Below are 21491 nucleotides of genomic sequence, written 5' to 3'. Positions count from 1 at the left end.
GAAATGCGATGATGCCACATAACATGGTGCTATGGATGCGTATTCTTGAAAATCAAACCTAGAGCATCTGCCCCAATAGTGCCGCAGTCTGTCGAGCGCCATTCAAGTCCAGGTTGTGTTCTGGGCGAGATGCCAAATCAAGGGCTGAGGTAATTGCGCCTGTGAGCATCGCAGCAGTCAGGCCGTTTTCAGGCAGCGCGACTGCAAGTCCAAGCGCTTCGAGGCGGGTTGCACGAACACTTTGCTCGGTTTCGCCACCTGCGGTGAAAGGGACGAGTATGGACCGGCATTGCGCACGAAGCATATCGCACACCGTATTATAGCCAGCCTGCGAAATTGACAGTCGGGCATTTTGGAGAAGAGCCGGAAAGTCTTGACGGAACCTTACAATCGTCACGTTCTCCGGCGAATCCGCGTATAGTCTTGCGAAGTCTGCCTCCGGTAGATTAGGCCCGGTGATTAGGCACCATGTGCCTTGAAAGCTGGATTGTCTTGCGGATTCACTCGCAGAACGAAGGAGATCGAATCCTACGGCGCCGCCGCCTGCGGAGACTACGATATCAAATTTGTCGGGAGAGGGCTGCGCTACGGAACCAGCAACAAGCCCGGTATAGATAATCTTGTCAGTGATGGATTTTGCCAGCGGGAATGTATCGTGCAAGGCCACAAAATTGGGGTCGCCATGCACCAGCACATGGTCGAAATGGGATTTGATAAGAGAAACCGTTTCTTCGTCGCGGCCCGGTTTTGCCCGCTCTTGCAAAATATCGCGGACGGAAGTTACGAGTATGGGTTTTGGAACCGTGGATTTGATCGCCTCCAGCAGAGGCATAAGCTCAAATCGCATTTGCCGCCGTCCGAACGGAAACGCTTCGATGATGACGATATCGGGCTTAGCCTCGTGAAAGGCATGGAGTAGGAGTTCGCGGCGATTGTTAAGATAATCTTCGCTGGCGGGTTGTGAATTACCGTCCACAAGACCGCTAAATCCGGCATTGCCTGCCAGTAACGGGGGCAACGCAATCTTTCTTATCCCATGTCCAGGAAAGCCCGGCACATTTGAACCACCCGTGACCATGGTGAGGTCGAACCCATTATCCACAAGAGCACGCGCGATATGACTGGCTCTTGCCAGATGACCTATTCCAAGCAAGTGCTGTACGTAAAAGAATACGCGCGGTGATGTCATGATTTTTGCCACTCATCCTCAAATAATCGAGTGAGTTGCCGGATGCTGGAATTGTGATCAAAATGTTCACGAACCCTGCGCTCAGCAGCCAGACCAAGACGATGCCTCAGGTCCGGCTCACGAATAGCCCGTTCAATGGCGATGGCCAAAAGACGAGGGTCCTCCGGTGGTACGACCAGACCATTCTCTCCTCCAGTCAGCAATTCTGGAATTCCTGAGATATTCGTTGATACGCAAAGGAGGTTTTGACTGGATGCTTCTACCAGCACATTGGGTAATCCGTCGCGGTCGCCATCCTCAGCAACCCGGCACGCCAGGGCAAAAATATCCGATTGCCTATAATGCGTAAGGACATCTTCTTGAGCTAGTGCGCCTTTCCAGAGAATGCGATCAGATATGCCCAACGTTTCTGCAAGAGGTTTAAGCTTGCTCAACTCATCGCCACCGCCGATATGGGTGAACCGCCAGTTGAGATCAGTCGATAGCTGCGCTAGAGCCTTTAGGAGGACATCATAGCCTTTTTTTGGAACAGCCCGCCCGACACTTAACAGCTGCACAGGATCGGACTTGACAGCACCGTTGCGGTCCGACCGCGGTTGGTCGAAATGTCCAAACCGAGCCAGATCAAGGCCGTGATAACTCAGATGAACTTCCTCTTTTCGCTCGGTAAGCCCACGCATATGTTCGAAACCCGAGCGAGTGCAGGTAACGCTCCATCGTGCCTTGCCAAGCTTTTCTGTCAGTTCCCAATCAGGGGAGGTCCAGATATCTTTCGCATGGGCGGAACAGGTCCACGGAATCCCCGTCAAAATGCTCGTATAGGCCGTGACGGATGCGGGTGTGTGAATGAAATGCGCATGCAACCACTCGCCTGCATCGGGCCATTCATGTGCTAATACCAATGCTTGTCCGAACCGGCGAAAACGATTGCGGCTTCTATCACGCAAAAAGTCGGACCAGAATTGGCGAAGCAATGGTCGAAATCCCGGACGCTTCCAACTGCCAATCAGTCCGCGTAGGACACGTAGCGGTTCTTCGTGAAGATACTCCGGTAAATAAACGACACGCGCTTTGATCTCATCGTGAATGGGATGGCGTTTCTTGTCCGTGGGCCTGCGCATGGAAATGAGGGTGAGGTCAAAGCCTGCCTGCTCCAGCCCAAGTAATTCCTGCGCGATAAACGTTTCCGAAAGACGTGGGTAGCCCTTCAGAACAACAAGTGTTTTACGGCGTAAAGACAAAATGCGTTCTCTTACTCAGCCACGGCAGGAAGTGGCTGATTTTCCCGGTCTTCCAGCCACTCTCCGACTATTTCAGAGATGTGCACAAGTCCTTCAAGCCGCATACCTTCACCCTTGCCACTTTGCGAGGGAGGTGCACGTTCTGGTAGGCGCTTAAGTACCTCTGCAAGTCGTAGTGGATCTTCGGCTTCTTCCGGCAGAAGCATTTCAATCAAGCCAAGTTCAGCAGCGCGCTTGGCACGGATAAGCTGTTCTTCGCGGGGAGCAATACGGGGCACTATCAACGCAGGCTTATCAAACGACAAGATTTCGCAATAGGTGTTGTATCCGCCCATGGCGACCACTGCCTTTGCCCCCGCGATCAATTCCTCCATTCGGTTATCGAACTCGATTACCTGTATGTAAGGAATCTTGCTGCCCTTCTTGACAAGCTTTGCGCGCTGCTTGGCAGGCATGTAAGGACCAAGTACGATGAACGCTTTATGCTGCAGCGAGGGATCTTGCTGATAAGCGTGAATGACATTATGGACGAGATCCGCACCATCGCCCCCACCGCCTGTTGTCACCAATATGTAATCGCCGTCAGGCACGTGCGCAGAGGTGGTTTCATGAGAGACGCTGCGTTGCAGAAATCCCACAAACTTCATTTTATCCCGAATGGTTTCCGGAACTTCCAAATCAACCAATGGATCGTAAAAATCCGGGGGACCGTACACCCATACGGTATCGTATAACTGGTCGATCTTATTGATCACTTGATTGTGCTTCCACTCGGCCTCCAAGAGGTGTGGGGCATCCATAACCTCTCGCAATCCCAGAACAAGTGTAGTGCCCCGTGATTTGAGATAAGTCAGCGTCTCTTCGACTTCTCCCTTGAGCCCCATAGGTTCTTTGTCGACGATAAAAATATCTGGCTGGAAAGTTTCTGCAGTGTGCCGGATGATCGACTGGCGCATTTTCAACGTGTCATGCAAGTCGATATGGCGGGCAAGAGACGTGTATTCTCCGTTACGCAGCTTGATGACGCTCGGGACCTTAACGAAATCCACACGGGCACGATAGTCAAACGCTCCGGCGATAGTAGCGCCTGAAATTATCAGGATGTTCAATCCCCGATAATCCTCGACAAGCGAATGCGCTATCGTTCTGCAGCGCCGCAAATGGCCCAGGCCGAACGTATCGTGACTATACATCAGGATCCGTGCATCCTCGAAACGACGCATCATGGTTGGAACTTTCTTTTCTGCGGATAGGCCCGCGCAATACAACTCAAATAGGCGATTATTTGCAACCTGCAAGCCTCTTATCTGTATGGATCGGCGGCGTCGCGCAACCCATCTCCCAAGAAATTGAACGCCAGGATGACAAGAATGACGGGTACCATCGGGAAGAGAAGCCACGGATAAAACGCAATGACGCTTACACTCTTGGCCTCTGTGAGCAGTATGCCCCAGCTTGTTATTGGTGGTCTCAAGCCCAGTCCGAGGAAGCTGAGAGCAGTTTCGCCAAGGATCATACCGGGAATTGAAATTGTTGCTGTTGCGATCAAGTGCGACATAAAGCCTGGTACGAGATGCCTTCCAATAATCCGGCTGCTTTTTGCTCCCATAAGCTGTGCAGCCAAGACGTAATCTTCTTCACGCAGGGCAAGCAGCTTGGAACGGACCGATCGGGCAAGACCGGTCCAATCGAGCATGCCTAAAATGATGGTGATGCCAAAGTAGATCAGTATCGGGCTCCAAGTCACGGGCATGATGGCAGCGAGTGCCATCCAAAGCGGCAAACTAGGCAAGGATTGTAAAACTTCGATAACACGCTGAACCAGTAAGTCAAAAACGCCACCGTGGTATCCGGCAAGCCCGCCAATGATGATGCCAAGAACAAAGCTGATGGTTATGCCGATCAAACCGATGGTCAGAGAAATGCGCGCTCCATAGATAATGCGCGATAATACATCCCGCCCAAGGCGATCTGTTCCCAGCAGAAACATTTGTCCACCTTTTGCGGGACATACAAAATGGACGTTGGACTGCACAAGTCCCCAAAAACGATAATCGTCCCCCCTGCAGAAAAAACGGATCGGTTGAACGTCATTCATATTGTTTGTGTAGACGCGCTTCAGCGACTCCATGTCCAACTTCATCTCACGGCCATAAACGAACGGCCCAACGAAATTGCCATCATTGAATAGATGCACGCGCTGAGGTGGTGAGTGGATGAAATCAACATTGCGTGTATGCAGATTATAAGGAGCCAGAAACTCTGCAATTATGATCATGCCATACAGCAAAAGCAGGAAAATACCTGAAGCAAGGGCAATCCTGTGCCGCTTGAACTTCCACCACATCAGCTTGAGTTGTGAAGCGAGATGAACCTTGGCCTGTGCCTCGGTCATTACCTCGACAGACATCGGGTCGAATGGCGCTGTCGAGACAAAGTGCTGCAACGGAGCGCCGGGGAGAGGTATCTGCGCGGTCACTTGGTGCTCCTGCCAGCAAGCCGGATACGTGGGTCGAGGAATGCGAGAGCGATATCAGAGATCAAAACTCCGATAACAGTCAGGAATGCTAGGAACATCAGAAATGAACCTGCCAGATACATGTCCTGGCTTTGAAGTGCTTTTATGAGCATTGGGCCTGTGGTTTCAAGAGACAACACAATGGCCGTAATTTCCGCACCGGAAATGATGGCAGGAAGAATGGAACCAATATCAGACACGAAAAAATTGAGTGCCATGCGAAGAGGGTATTTCACCAGTGTCCTGAACGGGTGAAGCCCCTTTGCTCTTGCTGTCATGACGTATTGCTTCTGCAACTCGTCGAGAAGATTGGCGCGCAGACGACGGATCATTCCCGCGGTTCCTGCCGTGCCAACGATGATGACGGGTATCCACAAATGCGACAGGATAGAACGCGCCTTTTCCCAGCTCATCGGCTCGTTGAGATATTGCTGGTCCATGAGGTGCCCTATGGATGTACCGAACCAAACATTGGCAAAATACATGAGGATAAGCGCAAGCATGAAGTTTGGAACAGCGATACCAAGCAGACCCAGAAATGTCAGGCCGTAATCACTCCAGCTATATTGATGCGTGGCTGAGTACATTCCAATTGGAAAAGCGATCAGCCAAGTGAAGAGAATAGTGACAAACGATACGAGTATTGTCAGCCACATGCGATCGCCTATAACCTCACTTACCGGAAGCTGATACTCGAACGAATAGCCAAAATCGCCTTGAAGCATTCCGGCAACCCAATAAAAGTAACGCAGTACAGGCGGCTTATCCAAGCCATACTGGCTGCGCAGTTCCTCAAGGTCCTGTATGTTTACGGTTTCACCCTGTGCCTGCATTTCCGCGATCTGGCTGTCGATGAAATTGCCAGGCGGCAGCTCAATAATAACAAAAACCAAAGCTGATATGATGAGCAAGGTCGGGATCATGGCGGCGATGCGCCAGAGAATATAGCGGAGCATGTTTAAACCTGCTCCGTTTCGAGCCAGAACGTATCCGGCATATAAATGCCGAGATAGCATGTTGGATCAAAGCCATAGAGACCCTTCTCCGGAAAATTCTGCAGTTTGTTGGTGTGCACTACAGGTTGCAATGTCCCGTTGATCAGGCCGATCGAAAAAACCTGGCTGGTAAAAATGGAAAGCATTTGATGCCAGACTGCGGTTCGCTCATCCATGCTTCTGGAATCGCGCCAGCGATTTTGAAGGCGGACCAGTTCTTCTGCTTCCGGCAAATCCGGCGCTTGGCCGTTCTGACCAAGCGAAAGGTGATACATGCCCCATAATGGCCATTGAAGCTGATCTTCAGATGTTGGCGCGAGTTGCTGCGGGTTCATATCCGCAGTGGCAACGCCATTTTCGATGCCATACCAGATCGACATCATAATTCTGCCAGCCTGTGCCCGGCTACGGAAGATGTCGCGCTGCGAAGTGCGGGTATAAAGAGCGATGCCGATCTTGCGCCAATGATCCGCAACCAGCTCCAGCACATCGGTATCCAATGTACTTTCGCCGGGCGTTTCGATCGTTATTTCGGCAAGGCGGCCGTCAGGCAATAAACGGATATCGTCATCATCACGATTCTGCAGACCGGCTGCATCGAGCAGAGCGTTCGCTTGAACGGGGTCGTGATCGACCCACGCCTTTGCATATTCCGGTTTATAAAGAGGGCTCTCCGGAAGAACCGTGTCTGCACTGGCGGTTCCAAGCCCGTAGAACACGGCCATATTGATTTCATGCCTGTCTATGGCAAGCGATAGTGCCCTGCGTACCCGTACATCGCGGAATAATCCACGCCACACTTCATCGCCACAGTTCAGATTGGGCAGAATTGCAACGCGTGAACCGCGGGTCATTTTCCATAGATTGACCTTGACCGGATAGCGCTTTTCAGCATCCTTCAGGAAAGTATAGTCGTTGAAATCAACGCCGGTGGCTTGCAGATCGCTTTCCCCTGCACCTGTTTTCGCAGGGATGATCGAAGACGAACTCACATTGAGAATAAAGCGGTCGATATAGGGCAACTGCCTGCCATTCTCATCTACACGATGAAAATAGGGATTGCGTTCGAAAACGAATTGCTCTGCAGGTGGGGCAGTTGTGTTCCGCCATGGATATAGCGTTGGAAGATTAGGATTCTCCGGCCGGTATTCACGCGCCATCTTGATATGCAGGTCAGCCCATTTTTTGACGCGGTTTTCCTGCATCAACGCGGATAGTCTGAACTGATCCTGATACTTTTTGTGGAATTGCTTCAGGTAAGCCGAGGGGCCGTGAATAGCGAGCGGTTGTGGTCCTGCCAAACTAGGAAGGAAGTTAGGATTTGGCGCATCCCAAGTGTAGCGCACAGTCAGATCGTTGATGACTTCAAAACGTGGCAGTTTGCCGTTGACACGCAAGTCAAGCGATCCTCCGCCTGGTGTCAAATCCTTGTTGAGAAGCACATCTTCCCACCAATAGCGGAAGTCGTCGACGGTAAGCGGTGAACCGTCTGACCAACGATGCCCTTCCCGAATGGTGAAGGTGAAAATCGTGTCATTCTCTTCGTGAAATGACTCCAGAATGTCTGGTTGCAGGACCAAGTTCTCATCATAACCCACCAATCGGGCATAACCATAGATCGTCATGAAACGAATATCTTTGGCACTTCCAATTATGGTGCGAACCGTTCCACCGTAACGGCCAGGTACTCGGCCCATTTCCTTGAGACCAATAATTCTAGGGCGTGTAGGCAAACGATCTACAAGCGGCGGAAGACTGCGAGCCTTTAGTCTATCGGCCAGAAACTCAGGTTCAAGATCGCGGTCTGCCGCCAATGCAAAGCTGGGGGATAGCAGATATCCGAGCCCGCCTAACCCGATCGTACCCAATATTTTACGCCGCGTTACCAAACCCGCAACTCCTTGGCGTCGACATTGCGGCTGGCCAGCACGAGATGACCGCCACCCAGATCGGCCTGTGCAAGGTCGTCGGCCCTTCCGTTGCCTGCAAACTGCGGTCCCCAAGCGCTCTTATCGGAAGCCCCGCTGGCTTTGAGAGTCTTAAAATCAAGCGGCCGATCCAAATCGGGGAAAGGAACAGCAGCGAGAAGTGAGCGGGTGTAGGGATGCACCGGATTTCGCAATATGATTTCCCGAGGTGCCAGTTCGACAATGCGTCCCGCACACATCACGGCTATCCGATCAGCCATATAGTCCACCACAGCAAGATTGTGGGAGATAAAGAGGTAGGTGAGGCCCAGTTTCTTTTGTAAATCTTTAAGCAGGTTCAAAATTTGCGCTTGAACAGAAACATCCAATGCGGAAACCGGCTCGTCGCAAATCAACAATTGCGGTCCCAATGCCAATGAGCGGGCAATGCCTATACGCTGGCGCTGCCCACCCGAGAAGCTATGCGGATAGCGATTGAGAAAGCGTTGGTCGAGACCAATCGCCTGTATCAAGGCGCGTACTTTTTCCAAACGATAGGCTTTGTCGCCACGCCCATGAATTTCCAGCGGCTCACTCAGAATATTTTGGATGGTCATGCGTGGAGATAGCGAGGAAACAGGATCCTGAAAAACCATCTGGATATGTGTTCTCAGGTCCAGAAGAGCTTCACCCTGTGCAGCCAGAACATCGATTTCACCCTTGCCTTCGTCAAAAGTAACGCTACCGCTGTCGGGCGTGATTGCGCGCATCAGGATTTTGCTAAGCGTGGTCTTGCCACAGCCACTTTCGCCGACAAGGCCAAGACATTCACCGCGGCGAATGTCAAAGCTGACATCATCGACAGCTTTGATGCGGGTTTTATCCTGCTTGCCAAACATGCCGGATTTGCGAATGGCATAGGTTTTCGTCAGGTTTCGGACGCTAAGTAAAACTTCGGGTGTTTTTTCAGGTTTTGGCTTTTTTGCCCAAAGCGTGTCGGAATTGACGGGGACTTCCCGCAATGCTTTCAGCCGTTCTCCCGGTTTCATATCAAAATGGGGAACCGCAGCCATTAACCCTTTCAAATAGGGATGCTGAGGATTCCGGAAAATGGCATCTACGGGACCAGCTTCCATAATCTCGCCGTGATAGATTACCACAACCTCATCAGCCATATTGGCTACAACGCCAAGATCGTGCGTAATTAGCAACATCGCCATGTTCAGTTTCTGCTGAAGGTCTTTCAACAATTCGAGTATCTGTGCCTGGATCGTAACGTCGAGTGCCGTTGTCGGCTCGTCAGCAATCAAAAGAGCAGGTCGACAAATCAAAGCCATTGCAATCATTGCGCGTTGCCGCATGCCGCCGGACAGCTCAAAAGGGTACATATCGTAGGTTCGTGCAGGATTGTGAAATCCTACAAGCTTCAACATCTCTTCAGTTTGGGCTCTGCGTTCATCCTTGGTGGCTTCGGTGTGAATTTGCAGAACTTCGCTAATCTGATTGCCAACCGTGTGCAGCGGCGACAGCGATGTCATAGGCTCTTGGAAGATTTTGGCCATGCGCTTGCCGCGCAAGTCCCGCAGTTCTGCGCCATCGCGTGGCATCTGCAGAATGTCAGTTGTTCTGCCATTTTCGGGATCAGTAAATAGAATCTTGCCCGTTGCATAGGCAGTATTGGGCAAAATACCCATAACCGATTGGCTTATAACGGATTTTCCAGAACCAGATTCCCCAACGAGGGCCGTGACTTTACCTGGCAGAACGCGAAGATTTGCGCCCTTTACCACATTCATTCGACCACCCAACATCGCAAAAGAGATGCCAAGGTTCTCAATGCGTAACAAATCCGTTCCCGACGTCATGCGAGCGACTTAATCCTTAAAGGCTGTCGTTTTCTGTCAACGGAAATGAGACTAGCTTACGCTTTTACACGAGTCCAGTTGGTTGAATAGCGATTGCCTAAGCAGATCAAATACATATCGCTTCGAAGTCAGGGGATGGGGCAGACAGAAGCATCAAGAACATCGGAGCAGCGAGGAGAGCGTCGAAAATTATCGAAGTAGAGTGCCCATTCCGTTTTATCGGCCGCGCGATATGGTCCGAACTTGAAATACTGATTGTCGCCAAGCCCTTTGTCGCCATGGCCAATATGGCCTTTGACAGTCACTATCCATTTGTTATTGGCAAAGATCTCGACATGACCAGATCCGTCAGGCCCCGGTTTGGTGTAAATGGCAAAGTCGATCCAACCGGAATCTGGCGTGGGTAGTTTGTTGCCCCTGTCGGTTATAACGATTGCATCTGTGCAGCTGTTGAATTGCTTGCCGTCTTGCGGGGTCCACTTATCGTCGGTCGCTACGAGCGCGCGCATCTGATTGGTGTCGGGTCGATACCAGACAGGTGTTTGTTGGTCGCCACAGGCTTTTACAGGGCTCGTGCCTGAAGCCTTTGGCGGGGCTATATAATTGGTTTCAATCGTCGCGAAAAGTTTCCCGTGATTGAGACGCAGTGCCAAAAACGGGCTGAAATCGCCAACAGCTTCAGGCCCGATTTCCCTTTTCCATTGGGCAATCAGATAGCGATGATCGCCCTTGGGAATGGGATCGGCGAATTTGACTGCGAAACCATACCACACGCCTTGGTCATAAGGCACGCGGTGCTGGGTTTTCTCCCAAACCTCGGCGCGCTCGCTGCAATTTTTCCGTACCTTCGGGCAGAACGGCTTGACACTTAATTTCAAGGCTCCTGCACCGGTTTGCTTGACCTCGGACTGGAACTCAACCCTACCGGCCTGCTGTTCAAAATTCTGGCGGTAATAAAGCCCACCCGCCGCTGAAAAATCCTTGCCATCGAAACCATCAATCAGCACGTCGCTCGTGGACTCTGCTGCTGCACCTGTTGCACTTAAAGCTGCCGCAAGAAAGGCCATAGCGACGTAGTTTCCTGTCATTGCATGAATTTCTCTAGGAGGGGGCGTTTGGGCGGAGTGGTTTTCGCATCACGGTGCAGTAGCATGACCTGTTCCGCTTCCGAAAGTCCGTCATAGGTAATTTCGTCGTATGCGTCATCGAGTTGAGCTGTTTGATCTGCCTGCTTTGGTAGAAGAACCGTTACTTTCTGGCCGACCCCACGTAGTTTCTCTTCGCCGAGCGTTGTCCAATCGCCGCCGCAATAAGTGGCGAATGCCTGGCTGGCGACAACCTCACGATCATATTTCTTTGTCAAACCTTGAAGCCGCTGCACTTCATTCACTGCCGAACCAAAAGCGGAGAATGTCAGCCGGTCCTTCAGTCCAACATTCCCAAACATGACATTGCCTACATGCAAGCCGATGCCATACCTGATGGCGCTGAGCCCATCTTGCTGGCGCATCGTGTTCAGTTCTGCAACGCGTGCTTGTGCTTTGGAAACGGCAGATAAAGCCGCCTGACATGCCACTTTGGACGGGTCTTTATGCCGGCCGCATGGATAAACCGCAAGGAATCCATCTCCCATGAAGCTCAATATTTCTCCACCGCTGCGGTTAAAGGGTGCAGCGATTGCATCAAAAAAGTGATTGAGAGTGTCGATATAGGCTTGCCGTCCCTCTTTTTCCGCAAGCATCGTAGACTGCCGCATGTCACCCATAACCAGTGCCGCGCGAATAGTTTCGCCATCCCCGCGGCGTATCTGGCCATTGAGAACACGCTTACCGGCATTGCCACCGAGATAAGTCGTAAGCATATTGTCGGCCAATTTGCCGAGGACCGCCATTTTTGCCGCAACCGCAAGGTGGTTTTGCAATCTCAGCAATTTCGCGATCATTGCATCGCTGAAGCCGTCACTGGAATCGGTTGCCCAAGACCCCATCATGCCCTGAGTGGACTGACCTCCGAATGATTGCAGAAACGCAAGATAATCGGTCATGCCCTCAAGTTTCAACTCATCCAGAACCGGGAATTCGGATGGCCCGTCCAGATCGATACGGCGCCGCAGATGTTCCAGATTATTGCTGAGCAAATAAAAATAAGGGCTGAGAAGAAACCGTTCAGGTTTTTCACCCGGGTTATGACGATAGCCTTCTACAGTCATCCCACTGGAGCGTTTCCAGGTAAAACCGAGAGCGTCATAAAGTGGATGAAGCATTGAAAACGAGAGATTGACGCGGGCGATTGGCAAACCTGCAGCCGCTATGCGTTCGCAAAATCCGCGAACGATAATTTCGAGACTGTCTCCCGCCAATGCAGACTGGGTGACCCAGTCTGCTACTTTGTCCAGAAGTATCGTGGAAATATCTGCTTGGGTCGCGCTCATCCCTCGTCCTTACAAATTCGAGCCACGTCCATTTCCCGCGCATACCATTCGACGAACGTATCAGTTACGCGCGAACAGGAGAATAATTACAACAGGATGAGTGAATCCGGATGCGGTGTCAACGCTGGCAAACAATTCGCCAATAGGGCGATTTTACCAATCTTACGCGACTTTCGCAGGCAAACAGACGGGCGTCCTTTACTGATTACATTGGCACCCGTTAAATGGGTGTTTTATCGATCTGAAACAATAGGTCACGCTCACTTCATTGTGACATAAACGGGAGTATCCCGCTCGCTTGACAGCTATCGGTATAGCAGCCATCTAGAACCGACGGCTAGAGTTCAGGAATGACCGGGAAATCCATTGAGCAATACTCTTTTCTCCGACCTATCGCGTAAGATCCAAAACCTTCAAGCAACGGCAGGGGTGATTGGGCTTGGCTATGTGGGACTTCCTCTGGCGATAACACTTGCAAGGAGTGGATTTCGCGTAACCGGATTTGATGTTGATCCAGCAAAAATCATAGCATTGGATGCTGGTAAATCCTACATTGAAGCTGTGAGCGATGCCGCACTGCAGGTAGAGGTGAAGGCCGGACGTTTCGGGTCTACAGCGGATTTTTCAAAGCTGGCTTCCTGCGATGTCATTATCATCTGCGTTCCGACGCCGCTTACAAAGCATCGTGATCCTGATCTGTCTTATGTAGAGGCGACGAGCCGATCTATAGCGGCCACCCTTCGTCCGGGCCAATTGGTTATATTGGAATCGACCACTTATCCCGGCACAACCGATGATATTGTCAAAGCCATTCTGGAAAAAACCGGGCTGAAATCCGGTAAAGACTTTTTCCTCGGGTTTTCGCCGGAGCGTGAAGATCCGGGCAATCGCGATTTTGATACCTCCAGCATCCCAAAGATTGTTGCTGGTGATGGTTCCGAAGCTGGCGAATTGATGCAGGCATTCTATGGTCAGGCGGTAAAAACCGTCGTTCCCGTCTCGTCCAACGCAACCGCGGAAGCAGTTAAACTGACCGAAAACATCTTCCGGGCTGTCAATATTGCATTGGTGAACGAACTTAAAACGCTTTACGCTGCAATGGGTATCGATATCTGGGAAGTTATCGAAGCAGCGAAGACCAAGCCATTTGGCTACATGCCATTTTATCCCGGTCCTGGCCTTGGGGGGCATTGCATTCCTATTGATCCCTTCTACCTGACTTGGAAATCGCGAGAGTATGAGTTGCCAACGCGATTTATTGAGCTGGCAGGTGAAATCAATTCAGCGATGCCGCGTTATGTGGTGGGTAAGCTGGCGGAAGCGCTTGATATTCGGGAGGGTAAGGCGCTTAGCCGCTCGCGCGTCCTGATCATAGGTTTGGCTTACAAGAAAAATGTTCCGGATATTCGGGAAAGCCCATCGCTTCGGCTGATGGAGATTATCCATGAGCGGGGTGGGATTGCTGATTACCATGATCCTTATGTTGCTGAAGTGCCCTCGACACGCGAATATATGGCGCTGAAAGGTCGCCGCTCGGTCGAACTGACAAAGGTTGCTGTTCAATCTTATGACGCGGTGTTGATTTCAACCGATCATGACAATGTTGACTATGCGTCTCTTGCGGCTTGGTCGCCCCTGATAATTGATACGCGAAATGTTTTTACCAAGCGCGGGTTGATGGCTGACAATATTGTAAAGTCGTAAAGTTCAAAAGAGTTGCGACAAGCTTGGGGTCATACAAGCTTCGCCTTAAGATTACTGGCGGCCATGGCATAGCCTCCAGAAGCTCCGTCGATAAAGTGAATATGATCGTGTGCAAGGGGAGTCGGTACAAAGCAGGTTATCAAAGCAGAGCTTTGTCTGTGTAAACCATATTGGCACGTCCCTTCCTTTGCCGCTTTCTCCAATCGCTCTTCAATGCGTGATAGGCGAGTGGCGTCAATGTCGATGGTCATCTTTAGGCCGTCATCAAACTTGCGAAAATCGGAATTCTGAACCAACTCCCGTTTGTAGATTTTGGGATCGAAGCCGCCAGCTGTCATGCCGAACTTATCCAATATGACGGTCAGTCCGATCTGGGCGAAAATAGCCAATTTTTGGTAGAATCGTTTCCCCGCAGGGGCACTCGCCCTTGCCTCTGTATCAATACCCTGCAATGTAAACTTGATAGGAGGGCCTTCCTCTGGAATGGGATGGGCGCCACGGTTTTGTTCGGCCGCTATGGCAATCACATCCGCGACCAAGTGCTGGAAGCTGGCATCTGCCCCGGATGTGCCAGGCACGGCGATGATGGAAACGATTTCTCCATTTCGGGCCTGGATAGGGTTCCATCGGCAGGACAGGCCCGTCAAATCAGGTCGTGAACCTGAAGATGCAGGTTGGACTGAATATCTCCCGGCCTTCATTTGGGCTTCGGCCCAACTCGCGCCTCCACCGGCAAACATAGCGTAGAACACATCGTGGCTAACTTTGAACCGGGCCACACGAACATCCAGACCTTGTGCGCGGACATCGGTCATCGGGACAAGCGCAGCACGCAGGTCCAATTGCAGTTCGTCTTTAACCCAAGCCTGTACTGTCGCGAGGGCATCGCGAGCCTCCAAAACCTGTGATGCCGGAAGGGCTATCAATGCACCATCACCTCCAAAAACGAACGGATGGTTCTGTTTCCCCAACGCATTAAGGAGGGCTGATATGACACTGGCTCCTGCCACATTCACCGCCTTGTAGCGGCCCTGTTTAATGGCTTCGGTCGAGCCCACAATATCTGCAGTGGCCAGCATCCAGTCATCGGGCAAAGCCTTGTAGTTGGAGTTGTCCGCAACGCCCACAAACTGCTCAAAAACAGGCAATGTTTCAAAAAAATTGTCGGTTGTTTCAGTCGTCATGACGAACAGTAACACAGCCACAGGGCACAAGCGATTATCATGTTGAATGGACAAGTGTGATGTAGCGGGACATCACGGAATATTTAAATATGTGAAAGTTTGAAAATACAATTGTTCATGTCTTGTGTGCGCCAACAGGGGTGTGCAACGATATGCCTGCCGCTGATTCTTGCCCGTTACAACCAGACATTCCTTGAGAGTGCTAATGACATGCTGGCATATCATGCTCGCAAGGGGGACTAGTTCGTTATCCGATGCATTTTGATTTGGCCCATTTCCCGGATTATCAGGAAGGCTTTTTCGGTGGCTCTGCCAAGCCCGATACGTTGGTGACGCTTGTCGAACTCCGGAAAGAACTGGCTTGTCTCCATATCACTCACGTCGGCTATTCCAATTTGGCTATCGCCCGCCGCGGGACAGCCGCCGATGTTGCCGTTACGACAACTTTGCCGTTCAGTTGGGTAATGCGGTATTCCGCCAAAGGCTATCACAAGGTGGACCCACTGCTTGAATCGGTGATAGCGCCCAACAAACCTTCTCAGGCATCGGGCAGCATCCGCAATCTTGCGCAGGACATTAAAACGTCAACCGAGATTGAAAGATACTTTCATGATCGCGAGACGCGTAACACCGGGAACCTGTTTCTCGCGGTTAGTACTTCCAATAATCACGGCTTCAAGGGCATTACCGAGTTTACTTTTAACGTTGATAAATCTGAGCAGACAAGTTTTATCGAGAGCATGCGTCAACGGCTTGTTGCCTGTGCGGGTAGGTTGCACACGATACTGCACGGCAATCGCAATCCTGCGCTTGCCGCGGTTGTAGCCAAATTATTGACCAAGCGGGAACTGGATTGTCTTTATTGGGCTGCCAATGGCAAAACGGACGGCGAAATTGGCGAAATTCTTGATATAGCCCGCTGGACAGTCGTTACTTACCTGCAGAATGCAAAGAATAAACTTGGTTGCGCAAATAGGACTTCAACTGTTGCCACAGCTCTGGCTTTGGGTGTCATAGAGATGCCGGTTATTGCAAACAAGTTTTAATCAGTGCTTTCGGAAGCGGTGAGCTGAGGCAGATGCGCATCTGCGAAAGCCGCTTCAAGGAGTGCTGTGTTTTCTGCCGGACTCCGCCCGGCTTCAGCAAAGCGCAAATGATGCAGATCAATTTCGGTAGAATGCGCTGACAGGATCAAGCGAAAATAGGCATTCACGCCCATGTTCCGAAATTCAAGATCGAGCGTCACCGTAGGTGTGACGTTCCAATCAAGATTGTAGTCTCCGCCATGGCCGAAAGTGAGTGTGTCGGGATAGAAGGTCAACTCCGTGGCCGAGTTTACAATATCTGCAATATTGCCGAAAAGTTCGCAGCGGATAAATGCGATATAGTCAGCGACGTCAACAAGCCGGAGATCCTTGATGACCTCTGTCAGGTGGCGCTCCAGAATATCAACACGCGTCGCGGAATACTGGGTTTTCTTCATATATTCATCCGGCTATCGATAAAGAGTATTACTTTCGTCGGGTATTAACAAATTGAATAAGTTCAGCCACGGCCTTGTAGAATTCCGGAGCAATTACGTTATTGACCTGTACCTGTTTGTAGAGTGAGCGCGCCAACGGTACATTTTCAAAAACCGGTATATCATTGGCCTCTGCAATTTCCCTGATCTTGAGAGCGATGATGTCCTGACCCTTGGCGACAACAACAGGAGCGGGATCCTGTGCCGGATTGTAGCGAAGTGCAACGGAGAAGTGTGTCGGATTTGCGACGATGAGCGTTGCGGTCGGGACTGAAGCAATCATGCGCTGGCGGGCACGATCTCGGCCAAGAGATCGTAGCCGGGATTTAAGCAGTGGATCGCCCTCTGCCTGTTTGTGTTCGTCCTTTATCTCTTGCCGCGTCATACGCAATTCGTTGCGCCAGTGGATTCGCGACCAGGCAATGTCGAAGGCCGCCAGCACTGTTACTGCAATTGCAATGGACGAAAGCAATCGTGTGATATGCGTTCGGATAAGCTCCGGGAGCTGCCCGGGTTCGGTAATTATGGCATCCACGAAGAAATGGCTGTCGCGAAAGAAGATCATGAAAACAATGATACTCGCAGCGGCAAATTTGAAGGTCGATTTCAAAAATTCCACGCGGCCAGCCGAGCCAAAAATACGCCCCCAACCCTTGCCTAGCGACACCCGGGATATCTGAGGTTCAATGCGGTTGAACACAACCCTTGGAGCGTTTTGCAGGACTGAGGCAAGAATGCCAGCGCCGGGAATGAGGATCATTACCGGCAGCAGCGCCAGCCCCACAGCAGCGGCAATTATCCCGAACAATTGCCGGGCGTCGTCTGCGCTGTTTAACCGCCAGTCGTCTGACTTGTCGAAGAGTTCGGAAAGGAATGATGAGAGTTTTGCACCGCTTGGTATTGCAACGAAAACCAGAATGATGATGAGCGCGATGATTGAGGCCAGGATGGGCGCTTCACGGGAGAAAGGCAGGTTGCCCTTCTCCATTGCATCGCTGATTTTCTTCTCAGTAGCTTCCTCGGTTTTACTTTCTTTGTCGGTATCATCTGACATCTAGCAGGCCGGCCCTATCAAGGTGCAACCTGCTCGGGCTCCAGGCGAAGATCGCCTCGCTCGGCCAAAGCAATTGCGGTGCGGGCAATGGAGCGCCGGGCCTCTGTGACGGCGTTGGCATTGATATTGTTCGGGCTTGACAGTTCCGTTTCAACCATGCGCCGCCCGCGTGTTGAAAGCGATTGGAGAATGAGTTCCTGCAATTGCGGCTCACACCCATGCAAGGCGGTGGTAACAACGTCAGTCTGGATATCATCAAATAGAACAAGCCTCGAGCGTTGCGACAGGCGGGCTATGTCTTCGAATGTAAACAGCTTGGCCTTGATCTTCGCCAGATCATCCGCACCAAGGTCGGTCAGATCGCCAAGCAGTTCATCAATCTCGGATTTTTCGAGCTGGTTGATAATATTGGCAATCGTACCGTGATGGCTCTTTTCGGATGCGGTGTTGTCTTTTCCTGTGACTTCCCGCTGGAGAATGGCTTCCAGCATGGCAGAGACAGGGGGAGCAACTTTGCGAATATGCAAAGTACGCTGGATCAATGTGCTGCGCGTTGCCGGCGTGAAACGGATAAGCAGCTTTGCCGCTATATCAGAAGGCAGACGCGAAATAACATAGGCCGTAACCTGCGGATGTTGCCCTACCAGATAGGCATGCAGAGTGTCCGCAGGAATGCGAGGCAACTGATCCCAGACAGATTCTTGAGCCAGAAGTTCCGGGCGACGATTTTCGATAACCGCACTTGCTTCGTCGGCAGTTAGAGATTCCCGCAACAAACCCTCAAAGCGCATGCCCGCTTCCGATACCGGTGCGCCATCGGCAAATGCGTTTTCGAACTGCTTTACCAATTCCTCGAAATCGCCTGGCGTAATGGGCTCCAGCTTGCGCGCATGTATCGCCAGCGAACGTAGATCATCCGCTGTAAAGTGCTTGAGCAGCCGCGAAGCGGAGGGCCGCCCGATGGCAACAAGCAACGCCGCCACTTTCTCAGGTCCTGACAGATCCTGAATGGCGCTTGCGGTTTCGTCGGTTGCTTGATCGCTCATCCGGCCACGCTTAATTTCCGCTGCCAATAACTTCGGTCAGACTAACGCCAAACCTTGAACTATCGTCTTCGAGGACAATCACTTCACCGCGCGCGATAACGCGGCCATTAACGACGATATCGACAGGATCACCGATCTGTTTATCGAGGGTCACGACAGAACCGCGTCCAAGCTTCATGAGATTGGCAACCGGCATGGATGTGCTGCCAAGAACCACCTGAACGTCAACCGGAATACCCATGATGAGATCGATGTTGGGCTTGGCTCCTGCCGGTTTGCGTGCCGGTTGCGGTTCGTCGCGCTGGAGCTCTTCTATTGCATCGTTCAATTCGTCTTCGATGGAATTCTTGTCGGATGTAGGCATGATACGAATGATCCCGAAAACGGAGGTTTAAAGAACGGCGCCAGCGACATCGCTGGCACGAACGATACGATTGACAAAAACCGGTAATGGGCGCGCCGGTTCGCTTGGTATTGTGCGGGCAGGTATCGCTGATTTGAGCGGTTCGGTAACGAACAGATCGGCTGGACTTATCTTCATAGGGCTTGGCGTGATGTGAGGCGCAGCCGCAGGTTGCTGCATAGCCGCTGCCACGAGTGCGTCTTCATTCAAATCCAGCCGCGCGCGCTTCACGAGTTCCATCGCACGGGCCATTTCAGAGCGCACCCGGTCAGAGTCTTTCAAGCGTGCTTCGAGCCGAATGCTTTCATCCCTGCAGATTTCTCGCTCTGATTGCAGTATGGCCAAGGCTTTTTGCAGATTGTTTGCTGAGCTTGCGACCTGATTTGCCATAAGCCTGCTCATGGCGGTAAGCCTGCTTGCCTTGCGGAGCGCAGTGAAAAAGATAATCAGGGATACAGCGCTCAAACCCATCGAGATCAAATTAACCAGCAGCAAGCTCATCAAGGAGGTCCTCTTCTTCGTTGATGGGATCGGTGATACGAACTGTGAATGCGCTTCCGGCTTTGCCAAGACGGCACTTGTAAAGTGCCTGATCACCACTACGCAGGCGGACTTGATCAATCGCATCCTTCGGAAGGTGTAAGACTTGTCCCGGGCGCAGCAGAGAGAGTTGTTCCAGTGTCATGGAGCCTTGTTGCAGATAGGCTTCGACTTCGATATGTGCACGGCTGACCTCAAGGCGCATCTTCTTCGCCCAGGTAGGGTCAAGATGATGAGCGGGCTGGCGTAGGAGACGCGCGATTGCATCCTGCATCGGGCGGAACGCAGACCGGGGCAACAGAATGCTCACATGCCCGGAGCGACCCGCAACATTCAGGCTGATCGTGCACCCGATCATCCGCGTTTCAGTTATGGTGCCGGGTGCAAGATGAGCTGACTCGATAAGCTCGCCAGTTTGGAAAATTGGATCACCGCCGGAAAACATGTGATCAAGAGATGATGTGATATCACTGAATATCTGGCGGGCAATTCCCATATCCACCGATGTAAATGGTCTCGCTGAAGCGGTTCCGGTTTCAGAACTTCCACCGGAACCGAAGAGGGCTTCCAAACCGCAATCAACGAAGCTCCGGTCGGCAGCCAGAAGAATGCGCGATCCCCATTTCGGCACGGGAACCATGCCGACCAGTGCCGAGCGAAGGATTGCTTCCGCTACAGCTTCTTTTTCAAGGGAACGGGTAGCAATGAACTCCGCAGTTACGGCCGCGTCGGTCTGTGCTGCAATTCTGCTGCCAAAGGATGAGGCCAAGTCGCGAAAGACTGTTTCAAAAGATTTGAGATCGTCGACCGAAAGGCCAGCGGCTCGCAGGATGCTGTCAGCCAGTGCGTCAGGTTTTTTGTGTTCGGCTTCAATGTCCATCACAGAACCTTAGGCCGCTTGCTGGAGAGGTGCCGGGGAGAGTGTTTCCTGTTCAACGACGTCAATGGATGGCCGATCATAGGCAGAAATGGTCTTGCGGCCATATTCCAGTGCAATCTGAGGCAGGGCACCATTCATGTAAGCCAGCAATGTTTGCTTGACGATTATGTAGAGCCTGTTCTGCTTTTCACGGGTTGTCTTGATCTTGGTGGCAATCGGACCAACGACACCATAGGACAGGAAGATACCCGCAAAAGTTCCGACAAGAGCAGCGCCAATCAGGTGCCCAAGAATTTCCGGCGATTCATTCAGTGCGCCCATGGCTTTGATAACGCCCAGTACGGCGGCGACGATGCCGAGTGCCGGAAGGCCTTCCGACACGCTCACCATGGCATGGTAGGGCTTTAGTTTGTCGCGTGAAATCGTGTGGATTTCCTCGTCCATCAAAGCTTCGATCTCGTGCGAGCGCGCATTGCCGATAATGATCAGGCGGCAGTAGTCACAGATGAAATGTGTAAGATCGTGGTTTTTGAGAACGCTCGGGAATGTCAGGAAGATCGCAGACTCATTGGGGTTGTCGATATGAACTTCTACTTCATTGCGTGATTTTGCACGCAACTCCCGCATGAGGGCGTAGAGAACCCCAAGTACGTCAAGATAGTCGCGCTGTTTGGGAACCTTATTGGTGAATGCCTCCATACAGGCACGACCGGAATCCTTGACCGCGGAGAATGGATTGGCCACCAGAAAGGTGCCGAGCGCGGAACCGCCGATAATGACGAATTCCCATGGCTGCATCAAAACACCAACGTGCCCGCCCATGGCGATAAAACCGCCAAGCAGACAACCCATTGTTACGACCAGTCCAACCAGAATACCCAAAACCTGCTCCTGCATGTTCGTCAGTGCTAAAGAGGTATCAAGGTCGCCTTGCGTGAACCTTGCAACCGCACATCAGCTTCGTGTCAAAGATCGCGGGTGTGTACTCCGCCTTTGCCACGCCCGCTTTTGC

General features: G+C 51.7%; 19 protein-coding genes. 2 read left to right on the top strand and 17 right to left on the bottom strand.

Annotated features, from left to right (window positions below; all coding sequences use genetic code 11):
• Positions 1–58: 58 nt before the first annotated feature.
• The 9 genes from PMI41_RS01330 to PMI41_RS01290 all read right to left on the bottom strand — a co-directional run bounded on the left by PMI41_RS01330 (position 59) and on the right by PMI41_RS01290 (position 12146).
• Positions 59–1189 (bottom strand): glycosyltransferase, encoded by a 1131-nt coding sequence (locus PMI41_RS01330; protein ID WP_008120961.1) that lies wholly within the window; start codon positions 1187–1189, stop codon positions 59–61.
• Positions 1186–2430, bottom strand: a complete 1245-nt coding sequence (locus PMI41_RS01325; protein ID WP_008120959.1) for a glycosyltransferase family 4 protein — start codon at positions 2428–2430, stop codon at positions 1186–1188. The genes PMI41_RS01330 and PMI41_RS01325 overlap by 4 nt, the downstream gene beginning before the upstream one ends.
• 11 nt (positions 2431–2441) lie before the next feature.
• Positions 2442–3656 (bottom strand): glycosyltransferase family protein, encoded by a 1215-nt coding sequence (locus PMI41_RS01320; RefSeq protein ID WP_040853432.1) that lies wholly within the window; start codon positions 3654–3656, stop codon positions 2442–2444.
• Between the two features lie 77 nt (positions 3657–3733).
• Positions 3734–4909, bottom strand: a complete 1176-nt coding sequence (locus PMI41_RS01315) for an ABC transporter permease (protein ID WP_008120955.1) — start codon at positions 4907–4909, stop codon at positions 3734–3736.
• Entirely contained in the window at positions 4906–5904 is a 999-nt protein-coding gene (locus tag PMI41_RS01310; protein ID WP_008120953.1) for an ABC transporter permease, read from the bottom strand. Before PMI41_RS01310 ends, PMI41_RS01315 begins: the two co-directional genes overlap by 4 nt.
• A 2-nt stretch (positions 5905–5906) precedes the next feature.
• The gene (locus tag PMI41_RS01305) at positions 5907–7832 is read right to left on the bottom strand and encodes an ABC transporter substrate-binding protein (protein WP_008120951.1); all 1926 of its coding nucleotides are present in this window, start codon (positions 7830–7832) and stop codon (positions 5907–5909) included.
• Positions 7826–9715 carry an ABC transporter ATP-binding protein gene (locus PMI41_RS01300; RefSeq protein WP_008120949.1) on the bottom strand — a complete coding sequence of 630 codons (1890 nt, stop codon included), beginning with the start codon at positions 9713–9715 and terminating at the stop codon, positions 7826–7828. Before PMI41_RS01300 ends, PMI41_RS01305 begins: the two co-directional genes overlap by 7 nt.
• A 128-nt stretch (positions 9716–9843) precedes the next feature.
• A complete protein-coding gene (locus PMI41_RS01295; protein WP_008120948.1) occupies positions 9844–10782 on the bottom strand; it encodes a polysaccharide lyase in 939 nt (312 codons plus the stop codon).
• 17 nt (positions 10783–10799) lie between these two features.
• The gene (locus PMI41_RS01290) at positions 10800–12146 is read right to left on the bottom strand and encodes an adenylate/guanylate cyclase domain-containing protein (protein ID WP_008120947.1); all 1347 of its coding nucleotides are present in this window, start codon (positions 12144–12146) and stop codon (positions 10800–10802) included.
• A 366-nt stretch (positions 12147–12512) separates the two neighbouring features.
• Between PMI41_RS01290 and PMI41_RS01285 the strand changes: the two genes are divergently transcribed.
• Complete coding sequence (locus PMI41_RS01285; protein ID WP_008120945.1) at positions 12513–13850, top strand: nucleotide sugar dehydrogenase; 1338 nt, start codon at positions 12513–12515, stop codon at positions 13848–13850.
• A 29-nt stretch (positions 13851–13879) separates the two neighbouring features.
• Here the strand turns inward: PMI41_RS01285 and PMI41_RS01280 are convergent, their stop codons facing one another.
• Positions 13880–15034, bottom strand: coding sequence for a DUF3095 domain-containing protein (locus PMI41_RS01280; RefSeq protein WP_008120942.1), 1155 nt, complete (start codon positions 15032–15034; stop codon positions 13880–13882).
• Positions 15035–15288: 254 nt separating this feature from the next.
• On the opposite strand from PMI41_RS01280, the gene PMI41_RS01275 reads away from it, so the two are divergent.
• Positions 15289–16080 carry a LuxR C-terminal-related transcriptional regulator gene (locus PMI41_RS01275; RefSeq protein WP_008120939.1) on the top strand — a complete coding sequence of 264 codons (792 nt, stop codon included), beginning with the start codon at positions 15289–15291 and terminating at the stop codon, positions 16078–16080.
• On the opposite strand, the gene PMI41_RS01270 is transcribed toward PMI41_RS01275, so the two are convergent.
• The 7 genes from PMI41_RS01270 to motA are packed head-to-tail and all read right to left on the bottom strand — an operon-like array spanning position 16077 to position 21361.
• Positions 16077–16517: a hypothetical protein gene (locus tag PMI41_RS01270; RefSeq protein ID WP_008120937.1), complete on the bottom strand. Its 441-nt coding sequence runs from the start codon at positions 16515–16517 to the stop codon at positions 16077–16079. The genes PMI41_RS01275 and PMI41_RS01270 overlap by 4 nt on opposite strands.
• A 28-nt stretch (positions 16518–16545) precedes the next feature.
• Positions 16546–17610 (bottom strand): flagellar biosynthesis protein FlhB, encoded by a 1065-nt coding sequence (gene flhB, locus PMI41_RS01265; RefSeq protein WP_008120935.1) that lies wholly within the window; start codon positions 17608–17610, stop codon positions 16546–16548.
• A 17-nt stretch (positions 17611–17627) separates the two neighbouring features.
• Positions 17628–18656 (bottom strand): flagellar motor switch protein FliG, encoded by a 1029-nt coding sequence (locus PMI41_RS01260; protein ID WP_008120932.1) that lies wholly within the window; start codon positions 18654–18656, stop codon positions 17628–17630.
• Between the two features lie 10 nt (positions 18657–18666).
• Complete coding sequence (gene fliN / locus PMI41_RS01255; RefSeq protein WP_008120930.1) at positions 18667–19020, bottom strand: flagellar motor switch protein FliN; 354 nt, start codon at positions 19018–19020, stop codon at positions 18667–18669.
• A gap of 27 nt (positions 19021–19047) precedes the next feature.
• Positions 19048–19560 carry a hypothetical protein gene (locus tag PMI41_RS01250; RefSeq protein ID WP_008120927.1) on the bottom strand — a complete coding sequence of 171 codons (513 nt, stop codon included), beginning with the start codon at positions 19558–19560 and terminating at the stop codon, positions 19048–19050.
• Positions 19541–20479 (bottom strand): FliM/FliN family flagellar motor switch protein, encoded by a 939-nt coding sequence (locus tag PMI41_RS01245; RefSeq protein WP_008120925.1) that lies wholly within the window; start codon positions 20477–20479, stop codon positions 19541–19543. The genes PMI41_RS01250 and PMI41_RS01245 overlap by 20 nt, the downstream gene beginning before the upstream one ends.
• A 9-nt stretch (positions 20480–20488) precedes the next feature.
• On the bottom strand, positions 20489–21361 hold the full coding sequence (gene motA / locus PMI41_RS01240) for a flagellar motor stator protein MotA (protein ID WP_008120923.1): 873 nt from the start codon (positions 21359–21361) through the stop codon (positions 20489–20491).
• Positions 21362–21491: the final 130 nt, after the last annotated feature.

The sequence above is a fragment of the Phyllobacterium sp. YR531 genome, from assembly GCF_000282595.1.
Taxonomy (GTDB): domain Bacteria; phylum Pseudomonadota; class Alphaproteobacteria; order Rhizobiales; family Rhizobiaceae; genus Phyllobacterium.
This window is presented reverse-complemented; position numbering and strand designations above follow the sequence as displayed.